Here is a 25,283-nt window from a genome sequence, read left to right as displayed (position 1 = left end):
CGCCGTCCCCCGTGTCCGGCGCGGCCCGCCGTGTCACTCGCGGCGCATCAGGACGACGCCCTCCGCTTCGCCCACCAGGGTGAACCGGGCGCCGGGATGCAGCTGGCGGGCGTAGCCGGTCGGGTCCTCGCCGGCCCATTTGGAGGAGTTGTCGAGGGTGATCCAGTCCGGGACCACGCCCTTGCTGCCGCCGATCCACAGCACCCGGCAGCGGGAGGTCAGCCGGGTCAGCGGGCCGGTGTCGGCCTCGACCGTCGCCCCGTCGGGGATCCGGCCGAGGAGCTCCTCGATGGCGGTGACGCGGGCCGGCTTGCGGTACGTGCCGGCCTGCGCGAGCTTCTCGGTCGGCAGGCTGGTCGCGCTCAGGGCCAGGCCAGCGGCGAGGACGGCGGTCGGCAGCTGGAGGGCGTACGAGCGCAGCCAGGGCCGCTCGCCGCGCCGGACGGTGTCGATGGCGTCGACCAGGGCGAGGGCGACGACGGGCATGAGCACGGCGCTGTAGTGCCAGTCGGTGGACCAGTAGTGGTCGTCCCCGGACAGGAACCGCCAGCCGAGGGTGGGGGCGGCGACCAGCAGCAGCGGGGAGCGCAGGGCGAGCAGCCCGGAGGTGGGGATCAGCACCCAGGCCAGGGTTTGCGCCTTGGTGCCGAGCCCGGCGAAGGGGCCCGCGCCGTCGATCTTGTCCCAGTAGCCGTAGCCCGCCGTGGCGAAGGCCGGTATGAACACGGTGAACACGAGGACGGCGAAGACCGCGGCCCCGCCGGCGACCCCGAGGGCCGTCCAGGCGGCCCGCCGGTCGGTGGGCATGGCCCGCCAGGCGACGACCACGGCCAGCGCGGCGAGCGTGAAGCCCAGGTCTTCCTTGACGAAGAGCAGGGGCAGCCCCCACCACAGGGCGGCCCGCCAGCGCCGGTCCAGCAGCGCCTCCAGCGAGAAGGCGAGCAGGGGCACGGCGAAGGCGATCTCGTGGAAGTCGAACTCCACGGCCCGCTGGATGCCCCAGGACAGCCCGTACGCGATCCCGACGGCGAGCCCGCGGGGCCGGCCGAGCAGCAGTCCGGCCGCCCGGGTGACGGGGACCGCCGAGAGCGCGAAGAGCGCGGCCTGGGCGACCAGCAGGGTGAGGGGGCCGGGGAAGACCCGGTAGAGCGGCGCGATGAGCGCGATGATCGGGGAGAAGTGGTCCCCGAGGATGTTGGCCCCGGGCCCCTTCAGGTCCGCGACGGGCACCCGGAGGTGCGCGTAGGCGCGGATGGCCTGCTCGAAGATCCCCAGGTCCCAGGAGGCCCATTCCATCCGCCGGAACCGTCCGACGGACAGCACGAGGTACACGAGGAACAGACCGCCGGCCACCGCGTACGGCCCGGCCCACCGGCCCCCGCCCCGCGCGGCCCGCACCGGACCCGGCGCTGCCTCGGGCCGCGCTATCGCATCGCTCGTCACGGCCTCGTGCTCCCTCGGCGAGCTCAGACGGTCAGTACGTCGACATCGTAGAGGGGGATGAACTTGTCGCGGGTGACGAGCGTGAGCCCTTCGGACTGGGCCTGGGCGACCAGCATGCGGTCGAAGGGGTCTTTGTGGTGGAGGGGCAGCTTGCCTGCCAGGGCGCCGTGGCGGGCATCGATGGGCAGGGGCTGGAACTGCGTGTTGCAGGCCTGCGCCGCCAGATCCTCGGTGCTGGTGAGTTTGCCCGCCGCCTGTTTCACCGAGATCTCCCAGGGCGTGATGGCGCTCATGTACACCGCGAGTTCGCGCCCGAGGAGCTCCCGCGTTTCATCGGGCAGCTCCCCGTTCATCCACCACAGGACGACGTGGGTGTCGAGCAGAAGCTTCACGCGTCGACCTCGAACGCCTCGGCGAATCCGTCGGGCAGGTCGTCGAAATCGTCGGCGATCCTGATACGGCCCGCGAGGGAGCCGTAGTCGGTGCGCCGCACCTTCCCCGCGAGTGGGATCACCTTGGCGACCGGCTCACCGGCCTTGCTGATGATCACCTCTTCGCCGGTGGCGACCGCCTCCAAAATCTTGGAGAAGTTCGTTTTCGCCTCGTGGACGTTGTACTGCCGGGCCGCTTCCATGGGGTCTCCAGAGCAGAAGTGGACTAACTGCTGGACCAAGCGTAGTCGGGTCGGCCCGGCCGACGCCAGCTCCATCACCCCCCCGGGTGACCCGAATCCCCCACGCATGGCGGCGGGCGGCTAACCAGGGGGCGCGCGCAGCGCCTCCGTGAGGGGAGGCGGTCGGGAGACGGGCGGGCGTAGGGTGGGAACCCCCCGGCCCGTGCGACGTGTCGGGTCCTTCGCGTTGCCCCTTCAGACCCTCACCGGATGGAAAGCCTCCACATGAGCCTGCACGGACTGCTCGACGCCGTCACCCGGGACCCCGCCCTCGCCGAGGCGGTCACCGCGGCCGGGGACGGCAACCGCATGCACGTGGACCTGGTCGGACCGGCCGCCGCACGGCCCTTCGCGATCGCCGCGCTGGCCCGGCAGACCGAGCGGACCGTCCTCGCCGTCACGGCCACCGGGCGCGAGGCCGAGGACCTGGCCGCCGCGCTGCGCTCGCTGCTGCCGTCGGCGGACGAGGTCGTGGACTACCCGTCCTGGGAGACGCTCCCGCACGAACGTCTCAGCCCGCGCAGCGACACCGTCGGCCGCCGGATCGCCGTCCTGCGCCGCCTGGCGCACCCGAGCAAGGACGACCCGGCCGCCGGGCCCGTCTCGGTGGTCGCCGCCCCGATCCGCACCGTGCTCCAGCCGCAGGTGAAGGGGCTCGGGGACCTGGTGCCCGTGGCCCTGCGGCAGGGCCAGAGCGTGGACCTCGGCGAGGTGACCCAGGCGCTGGCGGCCGCCGCGTACGCCCGGGTGGAGCTGGTCGAGAAGCGCGGCGAGTTCGCGGTGCGCGGCGGCATCCTCGACGTGTTCCCGCCCACCGAGGAACACCCCCTGCGCATCGAGTTCTGGGGCGACGAGGTCGAGGAGATCCGCTACTTCAAGGTCGCCGACCAGCGGTCCCTGGAGATCGCCGAGCACGGACTGTGGGCCCCGCCCTGCCGCGAGCTGCTGCTCACCGACCAGGTGCGGGAGCGGGCCAGGGTCCTCGCCGAAGCCCACCCCGAGCTCGGCGAGCTGCTGAACAAGATCGCCGAGGGAATCGCCGTCGAGGGCATGGAGTCCCTCGCCCCGGTCCTGGTCGACGACATGGAACTGCTCATCGACGTGCTGCCCGCCGGGGCGATGGCCGTGGTCTGCGACCCCGAGCGGGTCCGCACCCGGGCCGCCGACCTGGTCGCGACCAGCCAGGAGTTCCTGATGGCCTCGTGGGCGGCGACCGCGGGCGGCGGCGAAGCCCCCATCGACGTCGGCGCCGCCTCCCTGCGCGGCATCGCCGACGTACGCGACCACGCCCGCGAGCTCGGCATGATGTGGTGGTCCGTCTCCCCCTTCGCCGCCGACGAGGCGGACCTGTCCGGAGGGGACACCCTGAAGCTCGGCATGCACGCCCCCGAGGCCTACCGCGGCGACACCGCCCGCGCGCTCGCCGACACCAAGGGCTGGATCGCCGACGGCTGGCGCACCGTCTACCTCACCGAGGGCCACGGCCCGGCCGCCCGCACCGTCGAGGTGCTCGGCGGCGAGGGCATCGCGGCGCGGCTCGAGGCGGATCTCACGGCCCTGGAGCCGTCGATCGTCCACGTCTCCTGCGGGTCGGTCGACACCGGCTTCGTCGACCCGGCACTGAAGATCGCGGTCCTGACCGAGACCGACCTCACCGGACAGCGCACCGCCACCAAGGACCTCGGCCGGATGCCGACCCGCCGGCGCAAGACGATCGACCCGCTGACCCTGGAGGCCGGCGACTACATCGTCCACGAGCAGCACGGCGTCGGCCGCTACATCGAGATGGTGCAGCGCACCGTCCAGGGCGCGACCCGCGAGTACCTGCTCGTCGAGTACGCCCCCGCCAAGCGCGGCCAGCCCGGCGACCGCCTCTACATCCCCACCGACCAGCTGGAACAGGTCACCAAGTACGTCGGCGGCGAGGCCCCGACCCTGCACCGGCTCGGCGGCGCGGACTGGACGAAGACCAAGGCGCGGGCCAAGAAGGCGGTCAAGGAGATCGCCGGCGACCTCATCAAGCTCTACAGCGCGCGCATGGCGGCCCCCGGCCACGTCTTCGGCCCCGACACCCCCTGGCAGCGCGAGCTGGAGGACGCCTTCCCGTACGCGGAGACGCCCGACCAGCTCACCACCATCGCCGAAGTCAAGGAGGACATGGAGAAGTCGGTCCCGATGGACCGGCTGATCTGCGGCGACGTCGGTTACGGCAAGACCGAGATCGCCGTCCGGGCGGCGTTCAAGGCGGTCCAGGACGGCAAGCAGGTCGCCGTGCTCGTCCCCACCACCCTGCTCGTGCAGCAGCACTTCGGCACCTTCTCCGAGCGCTACAGCCAGTTCCCGGTGGTCGTGAAGGCGCTGTCCCGCTTCCAGAGCGACAGCGAGTCCAAGGCCACCCTGGAAGGCCTGCGCGAGGGCTCGGTCGACGTGGTCATCGGCACCCACCGGCTGTTCTCGCAGGAGACGAGGTTCAAGGACCTGGGCCTGGTCATCGTCGACGAGGAGCAGCGCTTCGGCGTCGAGCACAAGGAGCAGCTGAAGAAGCTGCGCGCCAACGTCGACGTGCTCACCATGTCCGCGACGCCGATCCCGCGCACCCTGGAGATGGCGGTGACGGGCATCCGCGAGATGTCGACGATCACCACCCCGCCGGAGGAGCGGCACCCGGTGCTCACCTTCGTCGGCCCGTACGAGGAGAAGCAGATCGGCGCGGCCATCCGCCGGGAACTGCTCCGCGAGGGCCAGTGCTTCTACATCCACAACCGGGTCGAGTCCATCGACCGGGCCGCCGCGCGGCTGCGCGAGATCGTGCCCGAGGCGCGGATCGCGACGGCGCACGGGCAGATGTCCGAACAGGCTCTGGAGCAGGTCGTGGTGGACTTCTGGGAGAAGAAGTTCGACGTGCTCGTCTCGACGACGATCGTCGAGTCCGGCATCGACATCACCAACGCCAACACCCTGATCGTGGAGCGCGGCGACAACTTCGGCCTCTCGCAGCTGCACCAGCTGCGCGGCCGCGTGGGCCGCGGCCGCGATCGCGGGTACGCCTACTTCCTCTACCCGCCCGAGAAGCCGCTGACCGAGACCGCCCACGAGCGGCTCGCGACGATCGCCCAGCACACCGAGATGGGCGCGGGCATGTACGTGGCCATGAAGGACCTGGAGATCCGCGGCGCGGGCAACCTGCTGGGCGGCGAGCAGTCCGGCCACATCGCGGGCGTCGGCTTCGACCTCTACATCCGCATGGTCGGCGAGGCCGTGGCCGATTACCGGGCCGCCGTCGAGGGCGGCGAGCCGGAGGAGCCGCCGCTCGAGGTCAAGATCGAGCTGCCGGTGGACGCGCACGTCCCGCACGACTACGCGCCCGGCGAGCGGCTGCGCCTCCAGGCGTACCGGTCCATCGCCTCGGCCAACTCCGAGGCGGACGTCAAGGCCGTGCGGGAGGAGCTCACCGACCGCTACGGTAAGCTGCCCGAGCCGGTGGAGAACCTGCTGATGGTGGCCGGACTGCGGATGCTCGCCCGCGCCTGCGGAGTCGCCGACGTCACCCTGCAGGGCCCCAACATCCGCTTCGGGCCGGTCGAGTTGCGCGAGTCGCAGGAGCTGCGCCTCAAGCGGCTCTACCCGGGTGCGGTGCTCAAGCCCGCCACCTCGCAGGTGCTCATCCCGCGCCCGAAGACCGGCCGGGTCGGCGGAAAGCCGCTGGTCGGGCGGGAACTGCTGGCCTGGACCGGCGAGTTCCTGACCACCATCCTCGGATCCTGACGGACGGCGCGCGCGGAGCCCGGCGGCCCTCTCGGGCCGTCGGGCTCCCGGCCCCGGCGGCGGACTGTTCGCGGCGCTTCGCCCGTTTGGGGCGATTCGCTCGCCGGTCCGGAACCCGCTGCTCAGAGCGCCTCGCGGACGATCGGGCGGCGACCGTACAACGGTTGGGCACATCCCCTCACCATGGCCGGAATCGCTGTATACGCTCATACCCGAAACCCTTTCCGCACGGCCCGTCAGGAGCACCGATGCACGCCCCCGGCATCCCGCCGCAGCACGGCCACCAGCCCAGTTCCGGGGGCGTGGTGGCCTTGCGCGTGATCTTCGCGCTGCTCCCGATCCTGAGCTGCGGCTTCCTCGCCTGGGGCTCGATGCTGCGGCTCGCGATCGTGACCCGCGCCGCCCGCGACTGGACGCTGCTCGCGGTCAGCGGCGCGCTCTGCGTCGGCTCGGTCGTCCTGATCGGCCTCGACCCGACCCCGGACACCAGCGGCTGGCAGGGCAACACCGGGGCCGGCGGCATCATCCTCACCGGCTTCGCGACCTGCGTCTACTTCCTCGTCGCCGACATCCGCCACCACGAACGGCAGCGCGCCGCGGGCCCGCAGGGCCACTGGTACCCGGCGCGGCCCGCTCCGTACGCCGCGCCGCACCAGACCACCACACCCTCCTACGGCTACCCGGCCACCCACACGACCACCCCGTCGGTTCCGTCGGCGCCGCAGGTCCCGCCGCAGCCCCCGCAGCCGACCCCGCCCCCGCGCATCGGGCAGGTCCGCGCCGAACTCGACGAGCTCAGCGAACTGCTGCGCAAGCAGACCCCGCCGCCCGGCGGCCCGTACCAGGACCCGAACCGGACCGCGATCCAGGACCCGAATCAGTGACCGACCGGCTGATCGGGGACCGCTACCAGCTGTCGTCCATCCTCGGCCAGGGCGGCATGGGCCAGGTCTGGACGGCGTACGACCGGCACCTGGACCGTCGGGTCGCCGTCAAACTGCTGCGCCCCGACAAGGTCGCCGGCCCCGGCAGCGTCGCCGAGGAACTGCGCCGCCGCTTCGTGCGCGAGTGCCGCGTCACCGCCCAGGTCGACCACCCCGGCCTGGTCACCGTGCACGACGCGGGCAGCGACGGCGACGAGCTCTTCCTCGTCATGGGCTACGTGGAGGGCTCCGACCTCGCCGACCACCTCGCCGCGCACGACCCGTACCCCTGGCCGTGGGCGGTCTCCGTCGTCGCGCAGCTGTGCTCGGTGCTCGCCGCCGTTCACGCGGTGCCGATCGTGCACCGCGACCTGAAGCCCCGCAACGTGATGGTCCGCCCGGACGGCACCGTCCTGGTCCTCGACCTCGGCGTGGCCTCGGTGATGGACACCGACACCACCCGCCTCACCAGCACCGGCACCCCGATCGGCAGCCCCGCGTACATGGCGCCCGAACAGGCCATGAGCGGCGCGGTCGGCCCCTACACCGACCTCTACGCGCTGGGCGTGCTGCTCTACGAACTCCTCAGCGGCAACGTCCCCTTCGCGGGTTCCACCGCCCTGGGCGTGCTCCACCGCCACCTGTACGAGCCCCCGGCCCCCGTCCGCCCCCAGCGCCCGGAGATCCCGCCGGAGCTGGAGGCCCTCATGCTGCACCTGCTCGCCAAGGACCCGCAGGACCGCCCGGCCTCCGCGCAGGCGGTCTACGAGGCCCTCGCCCCGCTGCTGCCCGCCCGCGGCAGCCGCGCCCCCCCCGGCCCGCTCGACCCCACCCGCCCCTTCCTGCGGCCGCAGGCCCCGTGGCCCGACCGGTCCACCGCCATCCCCCCGCAGCCGACCTCCCCGCCCAGCCCGGCGCCCGCCCGCCCCGACATCCCCGGCGCCGTGGACGAGGCCCGCAAACTGCTGGACCAGGGCCGGCTGACCCAGGCCGGCGACATCCTCGGCGGCATCCTCCCGGCCGCGGCCGCCCAGCACGGCGAGCACTCGCCGGTGGTCCGCTCCCTGCGCAAGCAGTACGCCGCCACGCTGATGGACGACGGCCAGTACCGCCGCGCCCTGCCCGAACTGCGCCGGCTCGCCGACGAGTTCCCGGCCGGCGACCTCCAGTCACTGCGCTTCCGCTACGACGCGGCCCAGTGCCTCGAGCAGCTGGGTGAGCCGGCCGCGGCCCTGGCCGAGTACCGCTCCCTGCTCCCCTTCTTCGAGAACCACTACGCCAACCCGGACCCCGGCCTGCCGCTGGAGGTCCGCCGCCGGATAGCCCATCTGCTGCTCTCCCTCGGCGACCGGCCCGCGGCCCACGACACCCTGGCCCGCCTGCTGTTCGACGCGGAGCGGCTGCACGGCCCGGGCCACCCGTTCCCGGGCGAGATCCGCCGCACCCTGCACTGGCTCGGTCAGGTCCGCTGACGCCGCCCGCGCGCGAGCGCGAGGCCGAGCAGGACCGCCAGGGCCAGCGCGCCGGCCGCCGCCCCCGGCAGCAGGCCCGGCGGGCGGAAGGCGCAGTCCACCACGGTGGTCCGGCCGTCCAGGGGGACCCCGACCAGGCCGAGGTGGGCCGCGGCGGGCCGGCCGTTGCAGGTCCAGCCCGCGATCGCGGGGACCGAGAGGACCGCCGTGCCGGTGCTGCCCGGCGGGAGCACGGCCCGCACCCGCGCGGAGCCGACCGCCACCGAGGCGGCGGCCGTGGCGCGCAGCCCGGCCACGGCCGTGTCCAGGCGGCCGCGGTCCAGGCAGGACAGCGCCCACCGGGCGGGCGGGGCCTGGTCGAAGACCAGCGCCGAGGAGCCGCCCCGGGAGACGCCCATCGGCTGGACGGCCGCCCGGTTGCGCGGGGCGTTGCCGTTCAGCCGGAAGGCCGGGCCGTCGGCGAGGCGTGCCGTCGCGTTGTACTCCGGCGCCCACAGGTAGGCCTCCGTGCCCGCGCGGCAGACCCCGGGCGCGAGCGGGTCCTCGTACACCCGCGCGCCCAGCAGCAGTTCCTGGTTGGCGAAGGGGGAATCGCCGTACGCGCCGGGGGCGCCCGGCGGGCGGGTCGTCACCAGCGGCGGGACCTCGGCGCGGCGGACCGTGCCGTCCGGCTGGAGGCGCGCGCCGACCGAGAAGACCGCGTCCGTCACCGGGCTGTCGATGCTCTGGACGTTGCGCCCGCGCGAGGTCCAGCCGGCCCCGAGGGCTGCCATCGTGCGTGTGAACACCTCCGGGGTGTGGCTGCTGTAGTACGAGCCGCCCTCCCCGCCCAGCAGCATCGGGTCGTTGCCCGTCAGGGCCGGCCGGCTCGGGTCGGTGCGGTAGTCGGGCCAGCCCCCGGCTCCGGCCAGGGCCCCCGCGCGGGCGGTGTGCGCACGGCCCCAGGACGGGTAGTCGTCGAGGCCGCCGAGCTTGCCCCGGTGGCCGTACGCGGTCGTGGCGGCGCCCTGCCCGACCAGGACGGCCGCCAGCAGCGCGGCCGCCGGGAGCGCCAGGCGGCGGTGGCGCAGCGCCCACCAGGCCGCGGCCGCCGACGCCAGCCCGCCGCAGAAGAGCACGTATCCCCAGGTCGTCACCAGCGGGCTGCCGGCGGCCCCCAGGGCGGCGGCCGCCAGCAGGCCCGCCCCCGCCGCCAGCGGGCGCCGGCCCAAAGGCCCCGCCGACAGCCCCGCCCAGGCGGCGATCACGGCGATCCCGGCCAGCACGAAGGTCTGCCGGTACGGGCTGCCGTTCGGGGTGGCGAACAGGTGCCAGGCCAGGTGCGTCGGAGCCCACTGGAGCGAGAGCGCCACGGCCGCGGTCAGCCCCGCCCAGGCGAGCCGGGTGCGCGCGGGCACCGCCCGGTGGAAGGGCAGGGCGGCCACCAGCAGCAGGGTCCCGGTGCCCACGAAGACGGCGGGGGAGGAGAAGGAGTACGTCGCCGGGAGCAGCCGGGCGAAGAGGTCCGCCCAGGACACCGGCCGGAACTCCTTGACCCACCCCGGATAGGCCTGCCCGGAGCTGAGGAAGAGCGGAGCCAGCACCGGCGCCGCGAGCGCGATCCCGAGCACGGTCGTCCCGGCCGCCCGGCCGATCACGGCCGACCGGGTCCGGACGCCCTCCCGGGCCGATACCACCCGGACCAGCAGCACCAGCGCCGCGCCGAGGGTCGCCATGTAGGCGGTGTAGAAGTTCGCCGTCCAGCACACCGCCGCGATCAGCGCGGCGGCCGTGGGCCGCCGCCCGCGCAGCGCCCACTCACCGGTCAGGCACAGCAGCGGGAAGGCGATCAGGCCGTCGAGCCACATCGGGTTGTAGGAGGCCTCGATCACCGACCAGCCGCACAGCGCGTACGAGGCCCCGAGCAGCCCGGCCGCCCACCAGGCCCCCCGGCGCTGCGTGCGCAGCAGCCAGCTCATGGCCGCCGCCGCGGCCGCCGTCTTGAGCACGGTGACCGCGTACACCGCGAGGTCTATGTCCGCCCGCGGGAACAGCGCGACCAGCACCGCGAAGGGGCTGGCCAGATAGGTGCCCAGGTCCGGCAGGAAGCTCGTGCCGTAGCCGGACTGCCAGTTGAACAGCAGTCCGCCCTGCGCACGGCCGTGCAGGAGGTCCCACAGGTGGGCGTGGAAGGGGACGAACTGGTTGCCGAGGTCGTTGATGCTGCGGTGGCGCGGTCCGTACGGGAAGACGCGGGCGGCGGCGTCCCCGGCACCCACGGCCACCACCGTGAGCAGGGCGGCGAGCGCGGAGCCGGCCAGGCTCAGGCGTCGCGGCGAGCGGTGCGGTGTCGACATGGTGCGCCGACCCTGGCACCACCGGGGGACGGCCCGATGGCCTGGGAGTGACCGCGACACGAACAGCGGCGCACCCCAACACCCCGGGAATCGTTGGTCGAATCAGTGGCTCGGATCACCCTGACTGCATACCATCGATCATCGCAAGGCCCTTGTGCACCGACGCACAATCTCCCGGCCCTGGAGGCTCCTTTGCACCGTCGCACTGCGCTCTCCGTCTCCACCGCCCTGCTGCTGGCGGCTCCCCTGCTGTCCGCCTGCTCGGGGCAGGCGCGTCCCGGCACCGCGGCCGTGGTCGGCGGTGAACGGATCACCACCTCCGCACTCCAGGCCCAGGTGAACGAGGTGCGCGCCGCCCAGAACCGCACCGGGCAGGCCGCCGCCGAGCTCATCGCGGGCACCCCCAACCTGGAGCGCCAGAAGCTCGACGCGATGCTCCAGAGCCGCATCATCGACAAGATGGCCAAGACCGCCGGGATCTCCGTCTCCGCGAAGGAGATCGAGGACGAGCGCAAGGCGTACGTCGAGGAGAACAAGGGGACCGAGCAGTTCGAGGCGCTGCTGCTGCAGAAGGGCGCCATGGCCCCCGGCCAGGTCGACCGCTTCCTGCGGGACCGGGTCCTGCTGACCAAGCTGACCGCCAAGTACGGCAACGGGAAGCTGGAGGAGCCCGCCCGGACCGCCGCGAAGGCCCTGCACATCGAGGTCAACCCGCGCTACGGCTCCTTCGACGTCCAGCAGATCAAGCTCGGCGCCGGGGAGACCCCCTGGATCACCCAGCGGACCCGCCCCGAGCAGGCACCCGCCGGAGCCTGAACCCCGGCCGCGGAGGTAGGTTCGCAGGGTGACCGACCACGACCCCTCCGAGTCCGCCGCGGCCGAGCCCACGGGCCGCATCGTCCTGCTGACCACCAGCCACCGGGTCGCCCCCGGCGTGCTGTCCTGGCCCGCGTGGCAGACCCTGCACGCCGCGGACCGGGTGCTGTGCGCCGACCCCGGCCATCCGCAGCTCCCCTACCTGAGGGAGGCGGGCGTCGAGGTCGTGCACGGGAGTCCGGACGCGCGGGAGCTGGTCGGGGCCTGCGCCGGGGGCGGCACCGTCGTGGTGCTCCTGAGCGGCGAGGGCGACCAGCGGCTCACCGACGGGCTGGCCCGCCTCGCGGGCTCGGGCCGGGTCGCCATGCCCGACCTGGAACTGCTGCCCGGCTCGTACGACCTGCCGGGCGCCCGCCTGCTCGACCTGGTCCAGGTGATGGACCGGGTCCGGCGCGAATGCCCGTGGACCTCCCGGCAGACCCACCGCGGCCTGGCCAAGTACGCGATCGAGGAGGCGTACGAACTGGTCGAGGCCATCGAGGACGGGACCCGGGAGGAGCTGCGCGAGGAGCTCGGGGACGTCCTGCTCCAGGTGGTGTTCCACGCCCGCATCGCCCAGGAGGGCGCCGGAGACGACACGGAGGATGGCGAGGACGCCGGCGGGGCGTTCTCCATCGACGACGTGGCCGGGACCCTCGTGGAGAAGCTCATCCACCGCCACCCGCACGTCTTCGGCGACGCGGAGGCCGAGACCCCGGAGGACGTCAGCGCGCACTGGCAGCGCACCAAGGCGGTCGAGAAGAGCCGGGAGTCCGTCACGGACGGGATCCCGCTGGGCCAGCCGGGGCTCGCGCTCGCGGCCAAGCTCGCCGGACGGGCCCGCACGGGCGGTGTGGCCGTCGAGCTGCCCCGCGGCGAGGGCATCGGGTACGAGCTGCTGGCGCTGGCGGCGCGCGCCGAGGCGGCGGGGACCGACCCCGAGACCGCGCTGCGCGCGGCGGCCCGCGTCTACCGGGACGCGATCCGGGCCGCCGAGGGCGTCGGCGGGTAGCCCCCGGCGGTCGGGGAAACGCCGCTACGGGCGGTCCCCCGGCGAGCGGCCCGAGGGATTGTGCCAGTGCGGCGAGGGACGGGCGAGGAACCATTCCCCGAAGCCCAGCGGACGGCCGTTCGGGCCGTGGCCCCGCCCGGCCGCGGGTACGGAGTCGTGGAAGACCCGGCCGGGGCGGGCGCCCAGCCCCTCCAGGAGGAGGGCGGTCCCCTCGACGAACAGCGGCGGTCCGCTGAGGTAGACGTCCTGGTCGGGCCACATCCCCCGGCTGCCGAGCGCGGTGGCCAGCCGGTCGGTGGCCTGGTTGCGGTGCTGCCCGGGGGCGGGCGTGATGTAGGTGACGCCGAGCCAGGGACAGGCGGCCGCGTACTCGTCGATGAGCGCGCGGTCGTAGAGGTGCGCGGCGTCCCGCGCGACCACGAAGAGCCGTACGTCCTGATCGGGAGGGTGCTCGGCGAGGTCCTCCAGCACGGCCCGGATCGGCGCCCAGCCCGTCCCGGCGGCGATGAGGCTGGCCGGACGGTCCGCGCGGCGGAAGGTCAGCCGCCCGCCCGCGGCGCCCAGCCGCAGCGTCTCGCCCGGCTGCACGTCGCGGACCAGGGCGGTGCTCAGCCGCCCCCGCTCGATGCGGCTGACGTGCAGGTCCAGGGTGCCGTCGGGGCGGGGCGCGTTGCCTATGGAGTAGGTGCGCCAGGTCGTCGGGACCCGTTCGCTGCTCACGCTCGCGTACTGGCCGGGGAGATAGGGGAAGGGGACGTGCGGCTTCAAGGTCAGCACCCCGATGTCCTCCCCGTACTGGAGGTGGCGCACGACCTCCGCGTCCCACCAGGGCGGCTCCCGGTCCTCGGCCGCGGCGGCGCCGGCCAGCATCGCGTCGGCGATCACCTGGTACGCCTCGGCCCAGGCCTTCTCCACCCGCGGGGTCCAGGCCGCGCCGGAGGCCTCGGCGAGCGCGGCGAGCAGGCTGGTGCCCACGGCCGCGTAGTGCTGGGGCCCGGCCCGGAACTTGCGGTGGTCGCGGCCCAGGTCGCGGAGATAGGGGACGAGGCCCTCGTCCTCCAGGTGGGCGATCACGTGGGTGAGCGCGGCGAAGAGCCGGTCCCGCTGCCGCTCCATGTCCTCGGGGGAGGCCGGGAAGAGCTCACGGATCGCGGGGTTGTGCCAGAAGAGGTGGGAGTAGAAGAACTTGACCGCGTGCTCGGCCCGTCTCTCCACCACCGCGAAGCTGCTTTTCAAGATCCTCACATCCACAGCACCGAAAGTAGGAACGCCGGACAAGGCGAGGTCAAGCGATGGCGGATCTGCGGACAGCCGCGGCGAAGCACCCATATGGGATGGGCGCCGGGCGCCGGGATACGGTCGTGGGGTGCACGAGCAGATCCCCGCGGCCTCCGCAGACGCCCCCTCCGACTCCCCTGCCGGGCAGGGTCCGACCCTGTTCGACTGGGAGTTCGCGACCGACCCCTACCCGGCCTACGCCTGGCTGCGCGAGCACTCGCCCGTGCACCGCACCAAGCTCCCCAGCGGGGTCGAGGCCTGGCTCGTCACCCGGTACGCCGACGCCCGCCAGGCCCTCGCCGACCAGCGGCTCAGCAAGAATCCGGCGCACCACGCGGAGCCCGCGCACGCCAAGGGCAAGACCGGGATCCCGGGGGAGCGCAAGGCGGAGCTGATGACGCACCTGCTCAACATCGACCCGCCGGACCACACCCGGCTGCGGCGGCTGGTGTCGAAGGCGTTCACCCCGCGCAGGGTCGCCGAGTTCACCCCGCGGGTGCAGGAACTGACCGACCACCTCATCGACGCCTTCGCGGAGCGGGGGGAGGCGGACCTCATCCACGAGTTCGCCTTCCCGCTCCCCATCTACGCCATCTGCGAGATGCTCGGGGTACCGCGCGAGGACCAGGACGACTTCCGCGACTGGGCGGGGATGATGCTGCGCCACACGAAAGCGGGCCAAAGCGGCGGCCCGCGCGGCGGAGTCGCCCGTTCCGTGAAGCAGATGCGGGCCTATCTCGGTGAACTCATCCACCGCAAACGGGACGAGCTGGGCAATGACCTCATTTCCGATCTGATCAGGGCGAGCGACCACGGCGACCACCTGACGGAGGCCGAGGCCACCGCCATGGCTTTCATCCTGCTTTTCGCCGGTTTCGAAACCACCGTCAACCTCATCGGCAACGGGGTCCACTCCCTGTTCATGAACCCGGGTGAGCGCGAGCGCCTCCAGGCTTCCCTCGCGGCCGGCGAGAGCGGCCTGCTGGAGACCGCGGTCGAGGAACTCCTGCGCTACGACGGCCCGGTGGAGATGGCCACCTGGCGGTACGCCACCGAGCCGCTGACCCTCGGCGGGCAGCCGGTCGCCGCGGGGGATCCGGTCCTGGTCGTCCTCGCCGCGGCCGACCGCGACCCCGCCCGGTTCGCCGAGCCGGACACCCTCGACCTCTCCCGGACGGACAACCAGCACCTCGGGTACGGGCACGGCATCCACTACTGCCTGGGCGCTCCGCTCGCGCGACTTGAAGGACAGACCGCGCTTGCGACTTTGCTCACGCGTCTGCCAGATCTGGAACTGGCTGTTCCGGCCGAAGACCTGCGCTGGCGCGGCGGGCTGATCATGCGTGGCCTGCGCACCCTTCCCGTGCGCTTCACACCCCGAAACATCTGAAGGGCGACTGACCGGAAGTCAGGAGCCGACCGGAGTTGTGACAACCGTTCGAAGGCCGCTAGGTTCTGCCGTTACCCAGCCGTTATGCGAAAGGTGCAGCTCATGCGTTCCGGGAACGGCCGCCACAGACGCCCCCGCCAGGTGCCCGCGATAGTCGTCACCGCCGGAGTCACAGGCTCCGCGCTGGCACTGCCGCTGCTCGCCGCCACCCATGCCACCGCGGCCGACACGTCCACGTGGGACAAGGTCGCCGAGTGCGAGAGCGGCGGCGCCTGGAGCGCGAACTTCGGCAGCGGCCAGTACGGCGGCCTGCAGTTCACCCAGGAGCAGTGGAGCAACGCCGGCGGCCTCGACTTCGCCGAGCGGGCCGACCTGGCGAGCCGTTCCCAGCAGATCGCCGTGGCCGAGCGGGTGCTGGCGTCCCAGGGTCCCGAGGCGTGGCCGCTGTGCGCGGCCTCGGCGGGGCTGGACGGACAGGGCCCCGCGGCCGAGGTCGACCCCGGCCTGCCCGGCGGCTCGCAGGCCGGCACCGCGCCGTCCCGCCCGGACCACAGCGTGCCCACCACCGGGGCCGGCAAACCGTCCACGGACTTCGGCGCTCCGACGCAGCCCGCGCCGAGCCCGTCCGGCAGCCCGTCCTTCGAGCTCCCCGACAGCCCGCTCGCGCCCTCCCTCGGACTGCCCGTCATGCCCTCGCCGGACGCCCCGGAGACGTCGGCCCCGGTCGAGCCGACCGAGCCGACGGCCCCCGTGAGCCCGGACGGGCCCACCACGCCGCCCGCCACCCCGCCGACCCCCCCGGGCCTGCCCCCGGCCACCCCCGGGGCCCCCGTGACCCCGGCCGACCCGACGGCTCCCGGAGCCCCCGAGGCCCCGGTCGACCCCACCGCACCGCTCGCAACGGCCCCCGAGGGCAGCGGCAAGCACCGCGGCGCTCCGGCCGTCGAGGCCGCGGTCGCGCCTGACGCCCCGTCGGAGCCCGTCTACACCGTCAAGGCGGGCGACAGCCTGACCGCCATCGCGGACGCCAAGGGACTCGAGGGCGGCTGGAACGCGCTCTACGCGGCCAACGAGCAGGTCATCGGTGAGAACGCCGATCTGATCAAGCCCGGCCAGAACCTGGATCTAACCGCCGAATAGGGGCACTTCAGGCGGTCAGAAAGGGCTGATTGTCCGTTTTCTGTAAGTGAGACATGCGTCTCTTCCGGTCAACTGGCGTGTCACGCCCGGGGCCTTCCGCAAACCCCCTTCCCACCTGCGCAAACACCCGTAAAGGGAGCGCAAGTAGGGACCGTTTCTCCCCGATGGGGCTCGTTGAACATCGGGGAGAGACCTGTCTACCTTCTGAATCGCTCGCCACCGCGAGCTCCTTCGACCGCATCGCCGAATCCTGCCGGCGGACGAGGGGAACAGTCGTCGCGTCAAGCGCCGAAGGCAGGAGCGGGGGAACCAAGGTAGGCGCCGGGAGCGGCCGTTGAGAGACGGTCACGCCACCGGCTAGGGGTCAAGACGTGCGCTAGGTCGCACGGCCGGGCAACTCACTCGCCCGAACCCGACAGCTCACCTCGCAGGCGTCGGTGAGGAGAAACTCCATGCTGCTTTCCGGCAAGGGCAAGCACCGCCGCGGTTCCAAGGCCGTCCGCATCGTCACGCTCGCCGGTGTCGCCGGTGTGGCCGTCGCCGCCCCCCTGATGGCCGCGGGCACCGCCAGCGCCGCCACCGCGTCCGAGTGGGACAAGGTCGCGCAGTGCGAGTCCGGTGGCAACTGGGCCATCAACACGGGCAACGGCTACTACGGCGGCCTGCAGTTCTCGTCCTCCACCTGGGCCGGCTACGGCGGCAAGGCTTACGCGCCGCAGGCCAACCAGGCCTCCAAGGCCCAGCAGATAGCCGTCGCGGAGAAGGTCCTCAAGGGCCAGGGCAAGGGTGCCTGGCCGCACTGCGGCAAGGGTCTGTCGAACTCCTCCTACACCGGTGGCGGCGCGACCGAGGCCGCCCCCAAGCAGGAGAAGAAGACCGAGCCCAAGAAGACCCAGCCGAAGAAGACCGAGCCGAAGAAGACCGAGCCGAAGAAGACCGAGCCGAAGCGCGCCGAGGCTCCGACCACCCGTTCCGAGCGCTCCGAGGCCCCGGCCCCGAAGACCGGCAACGGCTCGTACGAGGTCAAGTCCGGCGACACCCTGGGCACGATCGCCGACGCCAACGGCGTGCAGGGCGGCTGGCAGAAGCTGTTCGAGCTGAACAAGGACATCGTCCCGGACGCCGACCTGATCTTCCCGGGCCAGAAGCTGAACCTCAGCTGAACACCGCGGCCATAGCCGCGGCGTCCCGGAGCAACACGTACCCCACACCGCCCGGCGCGTCTCCCCCCACGCGCCGGGCGGTGGCGTGTGCGCCGGCAGGACCGCCGTGATCAAGAGCCCTATGTCCTGGAAGAGGGGTATTCGGACCCTTTTTCGTCCCAGGACCCGGGCGGTCGGCGGGCCGAGAGCCCGGAGCCGGTTAGGCTCTAGGCGGCAAGGCCATCCCACGGCCTGATGCCACCGCACACCCAGCGTCACATCCCAGAAGGAGATGCTCGTGCCGTCCATCGACGTCGTCGTAGCCCGGGAAATCCTGGACTCCCGAGGCAACCCCACGGTCGAGGTCGAGGTGGGCCTCGACGATGGCAGCACCGGCCGTGCTGCAGTTCCGTCCGGCGCCTCCACCGGTGCCTTCGAGGCCATCGAGCTCCGTGACGGTGACCCCGACCGTTACTTCGGCAAGGGTGTCGAGAAGGCCGTCCTCGCCGTCATCGAGCAGATCGGCCCGGAGCTCGTCGGCTACGACGCCACCGAGCAGCGCCTGATCGACCAGGCCATGTTCGACCTGGACGCGACCGACAACAAGGGCTCGCTCGGCGCCAACGCCATCCTCGGCGTCTCCCTCGCCGTCGCGCACGCCGCGTCCGAGGCCTCGGACCTCCCGCTCTTCCGCTACCTCGGCGGCCCGAACGCGCACCTGCTGCCCGTTCCGATGATGAACATCCTCAACGGCGGGTCGCACGCCGACTCCAACGTGGACATCCAGGAGTTCATGATCGCCCCGATCGGCGCGGAGTCCTTCTCCGAGGCGCTGCGCTGGGGCGCGGAGGTCTACCACACCCTCAAGAAGGTCCTGCACACCAAGGGCCTGTCCACCGGTCTCGGTGACGAGGGCGGCTTCGCCCCGAACCTGGAGTCCAACCGCGCCGCGCTCGACCTCATCGTCGAGGCCATCAAGCAGGCCGGCTACACCCCGGGCAAGGACATCGCGCTCGCGCTCGACGTCGCCGCGTCCGAGTTCTACAAGGACGGCAAGTACGAGTTCGAGGGCCAGTCCCGCTCGGCCGCCGAGATGACCGAGTACTACGAGGAGCTCGTCTCCGCGTACCCGATGGTCTCCATCGAGGACCCGCTGTACGAGGACGACTGGGCCGGCTGGAAGACCCTCACCGACAAGCTGGGCTCCAAGGTCCAGATCGTCGGCGACGACCTCTTCGTCACCAACCCGGAGCGGCTGGCCCGCGGTATCGAGGAGGGCTCCGCGAACGCCCTGCTCGTGAAGGTGAACCAGATCGGTTCGCTGACCGAGACCCTGGACGCCGTCGAGATGGCCCAGCGCAACGGCTTCAAGTGCATGATGTCGCACCGCTCCGGCGAGACCGAGGACGTCACCATCGCCGACCTCGCCGTCGCCGTGAACTGCGGTCAGATCAAGACCGGCGCCCCGGCCCGCTCGGACCGCGTCGCCAAGTACAACCAGCTGCTGCGCATCGAGGAGATCCTCGACGACGCGGCGGTGTACGCGGGCCGCAGCGCGTTCCCGCGGTTCAAGGGCTAATCACGCCCTCGCCTCCGTACGTCCCCGCACTCGGTCCCGTACCGTGTGCGGGGACGTAGTGCGTAGTGCGTACACAGGGGAGGCGGATCAATGGCCGGGAACCGGGATCGGTTCTCCACCTTCTCCACCGCGACCAGGCTCAAGCAGCTCGGCGAGCGGACCGCCGCGCATGTCTACCGCTCGCAGTCGCGCCGCCAGGTCCGCCGCAGCCGGCTCACCGGCCGTGCCGCGCTCCTGGTGCTCGTCCTCTGTACCCTGGTCGTCGCCCTCGCGTATCCGATGCGCCAGTACGTGTCCCAGCGCTCGGAGATCGCGGACCAGCAGCGGGCCGCCGCCGCCGCGCGGGAGCGCCTGGAGCGGCTCCGCGACGAGAAGGCCCGCTGGCAGGACGACGCCTACGCGGAGCAGCAGGCGCGCAAGCACCTGCACTTCCTTCGCCCCGGGGAGATCGGCTACATCATGACCGACCCGGGGGCCCAGGCGGCGGCCGAACGGCACCGGACCGGTCAGGCCGGATCCGACCGCCCCTGGTACTCCAACGTGTGGGACGGCGTGGACAAGGCCGACCGCCCCGGCGACTGAGCCCGTCCGCACCCGTACCGCCCCCGTCCCGCACCGCATCCGTACCGCAGTACCCATCCACGAGAACGAAGAGACTTACTCCAGGCATGCAGACGCCCCCGCCCCAGACCGACCGGACCGAGCCGACCGACGCGGACATCGAGGCGTTCGAGCAGCAGCTCGGCCGCCCGCCGCGCGGGCTGCGCGCCATCGCCCACCGCTGCCCCTGCGGCCAGCCGGACGTGGTCGAGACCGCGCCGCGGCTCCCCGACGGCACCCCCTTCCCGACGCTGTACTACCTGACGTGCCCGCGCGCGGCCTCCGCGATCGGCACGCTGGAGGCCAACGGCGTGATGAAGGAGATGCAGGCCCGGCTCGCCGAGGACCCCGAACTCGCCGCCGCCTACCAGGCCGCGCACGAGGACTACATCCGGCGCCGCGACGCCATCGAGGTGCTCCAGGGCTTCCCCAGCGCCGGCGGGATGCCGGACCGGGTCAAGTGCCTGCACGTGCTGGTCGGCCACTCGCTGGCCGCGGGGCCGGGCGTGAACCCGTTCGGCGACGAGGCGCTCGCGATGCTGCCGGAGTGGTGGGCCAAGGGCGCCTGCGTCACCCCGTGCGGCGGGAAGACGGACGACGCGGAGCCGCGGGCGTGACCCGGGTCGCGGCCGTCGACTGCGGCACGAACTCCATCCGGCTCCTGGTCGCCGACTGCGACCCCGCCGCGGGTGAGCTGGTCGAACTGGACCGGCGGATGACCGTCGTGCGCCTCGGCCAGGGCGTGGACAAGACCGGCCGGCTCGCGCCGGAGGCGCTGGAGCGCACCTTCGCCGCCTGCCGCGAGTACGCGGCGGTCATCAAGGAGCTCGGCGCGGAGAAGATCCGCTTCGTGGCCACCTCGGCCTCCCGGGACGCGGAGAACCGCGCCGACTTCGTCCAGGGGGTCCTGGACATCCTGGGCGTCGAGCCGGAGGTGATCTCCGGGGAGCAGGAGGCGGAGTTCTCCTTCACCGGGGCCACCAAGGAGCTCGTCGCCCACGACCACCTGGAGCGGCCGTTCCTGGTGGTGGACATCGGCGGCGGCTCGACCGAGTTCGTGGTCGGCGACGAGCACGTACGGGCGGCCCGCTCGGTGGACGTGGGCTGCGTCCGGATGACCGAGCGCCACCTGGTGGTGGACGGGGTCGTCAGCGACCCGCCGAGCGCGGCGCAGGTGGCCGCCGTACGGGCCGACATCGAGGCGGCGCTGGACCTGGCGGCGCAGACGGTTCCGCTGGCGCAGGCCCGCACCCTGGTGGGCCTGGCCGGCTCGGTGACCACCGTCGCCGGGATCGCCCTCGGCCTGCCGGAATACGCCTCCTCGGCGATCCACCACTCGCGGATCGGCTACGAGCAGGTCCGCGAGATCAGCGAGCGCATGCTGACCTCGACCCACGCCGAGCGCGCGGCCATCCCCGTGATGCACCCGGGCCGGGTGGACGTGATCGGCGCCGGCGCACTGGTCCTCCTGGCGATCATGGAGCGCATCGGCGCCACGGAGGTCGTCGTCTCGGAGCACGACATCCTCGACGGGATCGCCTGGTCCGCTGCCTGAACGGCGGGCAACCAGCGGTCCCGCCTGGCGAATGGCGCGACGGGGGGCGTTCGGTCAGCCGACCGGAACGCCACCCGTCGCCGTCAGATGCCGCGGTAGACGTCGCGGCGGTCGCCGACCTTGACGACGAGGACGACGAGCTCGCCGTCCAACACCTGGTAGGCGATCCGGTAGCTGCCGACGCGGAGTCGGTAGAGGCCGGACGGTCCGGTGAGCTTCTTGACGTCGGCGTCCTCGCGGTAGGGATCGTCCCCAAGCGCGGTCAGCGCGGCGAGGATGCGCATGGCTGCAGGCCGGTCCATGGCCCGCAGCTGCCGTTGCGCCGCGGCGGTGAACCGGAACGCGTACTTCACGCCGTCCCGTCCTCCCGTTCGCTGAACAGGTCGGCCAGCAGCTCGGCCATGGTCACGGTCGGTCCGCCGTCGGTCAGAACGGACTCCGCCTCGCGTGCGAGCAGTTCGTCGGCCGCCGCTTCGAGCGCGTTGAAGTCGGAGATGGGGACCAATGCGGCCACCGGGGCGCCATTGCGGGTGATTATGGTCGGTGTGCCCTGTTCGGCGCGGTTGATGTGGTCCGCGAGGTGGGCGCGGGCTTCACGCACGGTCACGGCGTTCTCACTCATGGCCCCAGTGTACGCGTGGTCGCGTACACGCACGACGGTGTCGCGGCGGGGTCGGTCTCACTGCCGCGCACCGGGCGGGATCGCCTGGTCCGCTGCCTGAACGGCGGGCGGGCGAGGGGCTGTAGAGGCCTCGGGAGGGGGTCCCCAGGGCGTCCGGAGGGGGGTCGCGGGGGTCTTCGGCCCAGTGATCCACACGAAGTTCGTGAAGTTCTTCACAAGGAAAAGAGGCCTGATGTCCCGACGGAGTGGCCTTTCCGGCCCCTCCCGAGGCTCTCGGGCCCTTTTCCTTGGCCGTTCGTGCGATCGGCGGACGCGACGGGTTCCGTGTCGGAGGTATGGACGAAGCCCGGTGGTCCAGTCCGGTTGAGGGCCTTGAGGCCAGTTCAGGACGGGTGAACAACGACTCCCGTTACACCGTGGTTCCCGTTGCGCGCCATGACCTCGGTCACGTGGGCGGCGGAGTGTAGCAGAGGCCCTCGGTCACCTTGTGAAGGGGCTCACGAGCGACACCCCATCGGGTGCTGGATACTCGTTCACATGAGCACCACGGAGCGTCCCAGGATCCTCGTTGTAGGAGGTGGGTACGTAGGCCTGTACGCAGCCAAGCGCATCATGAAGAAGATGCGTTACGGCGAGGCGACCGTCACGGTCGTCGACCCGCGCTCGTACATGACCTACCAGCCCTTCCTCCCCGAAGTGGCCGCAGGCAGCATCTCGCCTCGGCACGTCGTCGTCCCGCTGCGACGCGTGCTGCCCAAGGCAGAGGTACTCACCGGCCGGGTCACCAGCATCGACCAGGACCGCAAGGTCGCCGTCGTCACGCCGCTGGTCGGCGAGGCGTACGAGCTGCCCTTCGACTACCTGGTGATCGCGCTCGGCGCCGTCTCCCGCACCTTCCCGATCCCCGGCCTCGCCGAACAGGGCATCGGTATGAAGGGCGTCGAAGAGGGCATCGGCCTGCGCAACCACGTCCTCGAGCAGCTCGACAAGGCCGAGTCCACGACGGACGAGAACGTCCGCCGCAAGGCCCTCACCTTCGTCTTCGTCGGCGGCGGCTTCGCCGGCGCGGAGACCATAGGCGAGGTCGAGGACATGGCCCGCGACGCCGCGAAGTACTACTCCACGATCAAGCGCGAGGACATGCGCTTCATCCTGGTCGACGCGGCCGACAAGATCCTTCCCGAGGTCGGGCCCAAGCTCGGCACCTGGGGCAAGGAGCACCTCGAGTCCCGCGGCATCGAGATCTACCTCAACACCTCCATGGACTCCTGCGTGGACGGCCACGTGGTGCTCAAGAACGGCCTCGAGGTCGACTCCAACACCATCGTCTGGACCGCGGGCGTCAAGCCCAACCCGGTCCTGGCCCGCTACGGCCTGCCGCTCGGCCCCCGCGGCCACGTGGACGCCGAGCCGACCCTCCAGGTCAAGGGCACGGACTACATCTGGACCGCCGGCGACAACGCCCAGGTCCCGGACGTCGCCGCCCGCAAGGCCGGCGTCGAGAACGCCTGGTGCCCGCCGAACGCCCAGCACGCGCTGCGCCAGGCCAAGGTCCTCGGCGACAACGTCATCTCGGGCATGCGGGGCTTCCCGCAGTCGGAGTACTCGCACTCCAACAAGGGTGCGGTGGCGGGCCTCGGCCTCCACAAGGGCGTCGCGATGATCGTCATGGGCAAGACGAAGATCAAGCTCAAGGGCCGGCTCGCCTGGTACATGCACCGCGGCTACCACGGCATGGCCATGCCGACCTGGAACCGCAAGATCCGCGTCTTCGCCGACTGGACCCTCGGCATGTTCCTCAAGCGCGAGGTCGTCTCCCTCGGTGCTCTGGAGACCCCGCGCGAGGAGTTCTACGAGGCCGCCAAGCCGGCTCCGGCCGCCGCCGCGGCTCCGGCCCAGAAGGCCAAGGCCTCCTGACCCGGGCCTGACCGGAACATCCCCAGCACGTCCCCGAAGGGGCCGCCCGCCATCCGTGGTGCGGGCGGCCCCTTCGGCATGTCCGGGCCCGGGAATGGGTAGGCCGATGCGTCGGAGCTTCCTGGAGGTGCCTACGATGACCGACGCCGCGCCCCGGCTGGCCGCCCTCGCCGAGACCCTGCTGGGCGCCCCGCTGCCCGTGCGCATACGGGCCTGGGACGGCAGCGAGGCCGGTTCGCCCACCGGCCCCACCCTCGTGCTGGCCAACCGCCGTGCCCTGCGCCGCATGCTCTGGAAGCCGGGCGAGCTGGGCCTGGCGCGCGCCTGGGTCGCCGGGGACCTGACCGTCGAGGGCGACCTCTTCGAACTGCTGGACCGGGTGGCCGGCCTGCTCTGGGAGCGGGAGCCCGCCGCCGAGCCCACCCCCCGCGCCAAGCACGCCCGGCTCGCCCGTGCCGCCGGCACCCTCGAGCTGCTGCGCGACCCGGCCGCGCGGGCCGCCGTACGCGACCTCGCCGCGCTCGCCCGGCCGTGGCCCGCGCCCGCCCCGCCGCCCGAGGAGGCCCCCCGCCGCAGCGGGGCCCTCCACACCAAGGTCCGCGACCGCGCGGCCGTCAGCCACCACTACGACGTCGGCAACGAGTTCTACGGGCACGTGCTCGGCCCGTCCATGGTGTACTCCTGCGCCTACTGGAGCCCCGGGGGGACCCTCGAGGAGGCCCAGCGCGACAAGCTCGACCTGGTCTGCCGCAAGCTCGCCCTGACGCCCGGAGCCCGGCTCCTGGACGTCGGCTGCGGCTGGGGCTCCCTGGCCCTGCACGCCGCCCGGGAGTACGGGGTCCGGGCCACCGGGATCACCCTCTCGCGCGAGCAGGCCGCATACGCCCGCAAGCGGGTCGCCGAGGAGGGCCTGGCCGACCGGATCGATATCCGCGTCCAGGACTACCGCGACGTCAAGGACGGCCCGTACGACGCCATTTCGTCCATCGGGATGGCCGAGCACGTCGGCTCCGACCGCTACCGCGAGTACGCCCGCACCCTGCACGCCCTGCTGCGCCCCGGCGGGCGCCTGCTGAACCACCAGATCGCCCGGCCCCCCGAGCCCGACGAAGCGGCGCACCGGATCGACGAGTTCATCGACGCCTACGTCTTCCCCGACGGGGAGCTCTCCCCGCTCGGCAGCACCGTCGGCGAGCTGGAGCGGGCCGGCTTCGAGGTCCGCGACGTGGAGGCGCTGCGCGAGCACTACGCGCTGACCCTGCGGGCCTGGGTGGCCCGCCTGCAGGACCGCTGGGACGAGGCCGTGCGCCTCACCTCGCCCGGCAGGGCGCGGGTGTGGCTGCTGTACATGGCGGCCTGCGCGCTCGGCTTCGAGCACGGCCGCCTCGGGGTCAACCAGGTCCTCGCGGTACGCCCCGGGCCGGGCGGCGACTCGGGGCTGCCGCTGCGGCTGCGCACCTGGGGCGCGTGAGGGCCCGTACGGACGGGGGAAGGCGGCCGGAGGGGACGAGCGGGAGCGGAACAGCCGCAAGGGCCCCGGGGCGTGTGCCCCGGGGCCCTTGCGTCACTGCTGAACCGCCG

21 protein-coding genes and 1 riboswitch are annotated in these 25,283 nt (G+C 72.7%); of the genes, 14 read left to right on the top strand and 7 right to left on the bottom strand.

What is annotated here, in order from left to right:
- Positions 1-33: 33 nt before the first annotated feature.
- From BGK67_RS15070 to BGK67_RS15060, 3 genes are read right to left on the bottom strand one after another with little or no spacing between them, the layout of a single operon-like run.
- On the bottom strand, positions 34-1,443 hold the full coding sequence (locus BGK67_RS15070; RefSeq protein WP_079154192.1) for a DUF2079 domain-containing protein: 1,410 nt from the start codon (positions 1,441-1,443) through the stop codon (positions 34-36).
- Positions 1,444-1,466: 23 nt separating this feature from the next.
- Positions 1,467-1,835 carry a type II toxin-antitoxin system VapC family toxin gene (locus tag BGK67_RS15065; RefSeq protein ID WP_069920576.1) on the bottom strand — a complete coding sequence of 123 codons (369 nt, stop codon included), beginning with the start codon at positions 1,833-1,835 and terminating at the stop codon, positions 1,467-1,469.
- Positions 1,832-2,077 carry a type II toxin-antitoxin system Phd/YefM family antitoxin gene (locus BGK67_RS15060; protein WP_069920575.1) on the bottom strand — a complete coding sequence of 82 codons (246 nt, stop codon included), beginning with the start codon at positions 2,075-2,077 and terminating at the stop codon, positions 1,832-1,834. Before BGK67_RS15060 ends, BGK67_RS15065 begins: the two co-directional genes overlap by 4 nt.
- Positions 2,078-2,341: 264 nt before the next feature.
- Here BGK67_RS15060 and mfd point away from each other — a divergent pair, with 264 nt between their 5' ends.
- From mfd to BGK67_RS15045, 3 genes are all read left to right on the top strand, one after another.
- Positions 2,342-5,881 (top strand): transcription-repair coupling factor, encoded by a 3,540-nt coding sequence (gene mfd / locus BGK67_RS15055; RefSeq protein WP_069920574.1) that lies wholly within the window; start codon positions 2,342-2,344, stop codon positions 5,879-5,881.
- Positions 5,882-6,129: 248 nt separating this feature from the next.
- Positions 6,130-6,765, top strand: a complete 636-nt coding sequence (locus tag BGK67_RS15050; protein ID WP_069920573.1) for a hypothetical protein — start codon at positions 6,130-6,132, stop codon at positions 6,763-6,765.
- The gene (locus BGK67_RS15045) at positions 6,762-8,276 is read left to right on the top strand and encodes a serine/threonine-protein kinase (protein WP_279628675.1); all 1,515 of its coding nucleotides are present in this window, start codon (positions 6,762-6,764) and stop codon (positions 8,274-8,276) included. Before BGK67_RS15050 ends, BGK67_RS15045 begins: the two co-directional genes overlap by 4 nt.
- Here BGK67_RS15045 and BGK67_RS15040 read toward each other — a convergent pair.
- Positions 8,264-10,612 carry a YfhO family protein gene (locus BGK67_RS15040; protein WP_069920572.1) on the bottom strand — a complete coding sequence of 783 codons (2,349 nt, stop codon included), beginning with the start codon at positions 10,610-10,612 and terminating at the stop codon, positions 8,264-8,266. The genes BGK67_RS15045 and BGK67_RS15040 overlap by 13 nt on opposite strands.
- A 192-nt stretch (positions 10,613-10,804) precedes the next feature.
- On the opposite strand from BGK67_RS15040, the gene BGK67_RS15035 reads away from it, so the two are divergent.
- Positions 10,805-11,428 (top strand): SurA N-terminal domain-containing protein, encoded by a 624-nt coding sequence (locus BGK67_RS15035; RefSeq protein WP_069920571.1) that lies wholly within the window; start codon positions 10,805-10,807, stop codon positions 11,426-11,428.
- Between the two features lie 28 nt (positions 11,429-11,456).
- On the top strand, positions 11,457-12,479 hold the full coding sequence (locus tag BGK67_RS15030; protein WP_069920570.1) for a nucleoside triphosphate pyrophosphohydrolase: 1,023 nt from the start codon (positions 11,457-11,459) through the stop codon (positions 12,477-12,479).
- A 24-nt stretch (positions 12,480-12,503) separates the two neighbouring features.
- Here the strand turns inward: BGK67_RS15030 and BGK67_RS15025 are convergent, their stop codons facing one another.
- Positions 12,504-13,724, bottom strand: coding sequence for a globin domain-containing protein (locus tag BGK67_RS15025; RefSeq protein WP_244291212.1), 1,221 nt, complete (start codon positions 13,722-13,724; stop codon positions 12,504-12,506).
- Positions 13,725-13,857: 133 nt separating this feature from the next.
- Between BGK67_RS15025 and BGK67_RS15020 the strand changes: the two genes are divergently transcribed.
- The 7 genes from BGK67_RS15020 (at position 13,858) to BGK67_RS14990 (ending at position 21,163) form a co-directional block, all read left to right on the top strand.
- The gene (locus BGK67_RS15020) at positions 13,858-15,147 is read left to right on the top strand and encodes a cytochrome P450 family protein (protein WP_069923867.1); all 1,290 of its coding nucleotides are present in this window, start codon (positions 13,858-13,860) and stop codon (positions 15,145-15,147) included.
- Between the two features lie 102 nt (positions 15,148-15,249).
- Positions 15,250-16,287, top strand: a complete 1,038-nt coding sequence (locus BGK67_RS15015) for a LysM peptidoglycan-binding domain-containing protein (protein WP_069920568.1) — start codon at positions 15,250-15,252, stop codon at positions 16,285-16,287.
- Positions 16,288-16,563: 276 nt separating this feature from the next.
- Positions 16,564-16,736: riboswitch (cyclic di-AMP (ydaO/yuaA leader) on the top strand.
- A gap of 3 nt (positions 16,737-16,739) precedes the next feature.
- Positions 16,740-17,450 (top strand): LysM peptidoglycan-binding domain-containing protein, encoded by a 711-nt coding sequence (locus BGK67_RS15010; RefSeq protein WP_069920567.1) that lies wholly within the window; start codon positions 16,740-16,742, stop codon positions 17,448-17,450.
- A 271-nt stretch (positions 17,451-17,721) separates the two neighbouring features.
- The gene (gene eno, locus BGK67_RS15005; RefSeq protein ID WP_069920566.1) at positions 17,722-19,008 is read left to right on the top strand and encodes a phosphopyruvate hydratase; all 1,287 of its coding nucleotides are present in this window, start codon (positions 17,722-17,724) and stop codon (positions 19,006-19,008) included.
- Positions 19,009-19,098: 90 nt separating this feature from the next.
- The gene (locus BGK67_RS15000) at positions 19,099-19,590 is read left to right on the top strand and encodes an FtsB family cell division protein (protein ID WP_069920565.1); all 492 of its coding nucleotides are present in this window, start codon (positions 19,099-19,101) and stop codon (positions 19,588-19,590) included.
- Positions 19,591-19,676: 86 nt separating this feature from the next.
- Positions 19,677-20,225 carry a DUF501 domain-containing protein gene (locus BGK67_RS14995; protein ID WP_069920564.1) on the top strand — a complete coding sequence of 183 codons (549 nt, stop codon included), beginning with the start codon at positions 19,677-19,679 and terminating at the stop codon, positions 20,223-20,225.
- Positions 20,222-21,163 carry a Ppx/GppA phosphatase family protein gene (locus BGK67_RS14990; protein WP_069920563.1) on the top strand — a complete coding sequence of 314 codons (942 nt, stop codon included), beginning with the start codon at positions 20,222-20,224 and terminating at the stop codon, positions 21,161-21,163. Before BGK67_RS14995 ends, BGK67_RS14990 begins: the two co-directional genes overlap by 4 nt.
- An 83-nt stretch (positions 21,164-21,246) precedes the next feature.
- On the opposite strand, the gene BGK67_RS14985 is transcribed toward BGK67_RS14990, so the two are convergent.
- Complete coding sequence (locus BGK67_RS14985; RefSeq protein WP_069920562.1) at positions 21,247-21,516, bottom strand: type II toxin-antitoxin system RelE family toxin; 270 nt, start codon at positions 21,514-21,516, stop codon at positions 21,247-21,249.
- The gene (locus BGK67_RS14980; RefSeq protein ID WP_069920561.1) at positions 21,513-21,785 is read right to left on the bottom strand and encodes a type II toxin-antitoxin system Phd/YefM family antitoxin; all 273 of its coding nucleotides are present in this window, start codon (positions 21,783-21,785) and stop codon (positions 21,513-21,515) included. The genes BGK67_RS14985 and BGK67_RS14980 overlap by 4 nt, the downstream gene beginning before the upstream one ends.
- Before the next feature lie 537 nt (positions 21,786-22,322).
- Between BGK67_RS14980 and BGK67_RS14975 the strand changes: the two genes are divergently transcribed.
- Both BGK67_RS14975 and BGK67_RS14970 read left to right on the top strand, forming a co-directional pair.
- A complete protein-coding gene (locus BGK67_RS14975; RefSeq protein WP_069920560.1) occupies positions 22,323-23,702 on the top strand; it encodes an NAD(P)/FAD-dependent oxidoreductase in 1,380 nt (459 codons plus the stop codon).
- Positions 23,703-23,838: 136 nt separating this feature from the next.
- Positions 23,839-25,173 (top strand): SAM-dependent methyltransferase, encoded by a 1,335-nt coding sequence (locus BGK67_RS14970; protein ID WP_069920559.1) that lies wholly within the window; start codon positions 23,839-23,841, stop codon positions 25,171-25,173.
- Positions 25,174-25,283: the final 110 nt, after the last annotated feature.

The organism is Streptomyces subrutilus (assembly GCF_001746425.1).
In the GTDB taxonomy this organism is placed as follows: Bacteria; Actinomycetota; Actinomycetes; order Streptomycetales; family Streptomycetaceae; genus Streptomyces; species Streptomyces subrutilus_A.
Note: the sequence above shows the minus strand (reverse complement) of the source record. Positions and strands in the feature narration are given on the sequence as shown.

Excerpts from the sequence above, each read along its gene's own strand:
- BGK67_RS15060 (WP_069920575.1), bottom strand. The coding sequence starts at position 2,077 with ATGGAAGCGGCCCGGCAGTACAACGTCCACGAGGCGAAAACGAACTTC.
- mfd (WP_069920574.1), top strand. The coding sequence starts at position 2,342 with ATGAGCCTGCACGGACTGCTCGACGCCGTCACCCGGGACCCCGCCCTC.
- BGK67_RS15050 (WP_069920573.1), top strand. The coding sequence starts at position 6,130 with ATGCACGCCCCCGGCATCCCGCCGCAGCACGGCCACCAGCCCAGTTCC.
- BGK67_RS15040 (WP_069920572.1), bottom strand. The coding sequence starts at position 10,612 with ATGTCGACACCGCACCGCTCGCCGCGACGCCTGAGCCTGGCCGGCTCC.
- BGK67_RS15015 (WP_069920568.1), top strand. The coding sequence starts at position 15,250 with ATGCGTTCCGGGAACGGCCGCCACAGACGCCCCCGCCAGGTGCCCGCG.
- BGK67_RS15010 (WP_069920567.1), top strand. The coding sequence starts at position 16,740 with ATGCTGCTTTCCGGCAAGGGCAAGCACCGCCGCGGTTCCAAGGCCGTC.
- eno (WP_069920566.1), top strand. The coding sequence starts at position 17,722 with ATGCTCGTGCCGTCCATCGACGTCGTCGTAGCCCGGGAAATCCTGGAC.
- BGK67_RS15000 (WP_069920565.1), top strand. The coding sequence starts at position 19,099 with ATGGCCGGGAACCGGGATCGGTTCTCCACCTTCTCCACCGCGACCAGG.
- BGK67_RS14995 (WP_069920564.1), top strand. The coding sequence starts at position 19,677 with ATGCAGACGCCCCCGCCCCAGACCGACCGGACCGAGCCGACCGACGCG.
- BGK67_RS14980 (WP_069920561.1), bottom strand. The coding sequence starts at position 21,785 with ATGAGTGAGAACGCCGTGACCGTGCGTGAAGCCCGCGCCCACCTCGCG.
- BGK67_RS14975 (WP_069920560.1), top strand. The coding sequence starts at position 22,323 with ATGAGCACCACGGAGCGTCCCAGGATCCTCGTTGTAGGAGGTGGGTAC.
- BGK67_RS14970 (WP_069920559.1), top strand. The coding sequence starts at position 23,839 with ATGACCGACGCCGCGCCCCGGCTGGCCGCCCTCGCCGAGACCCTGCTG.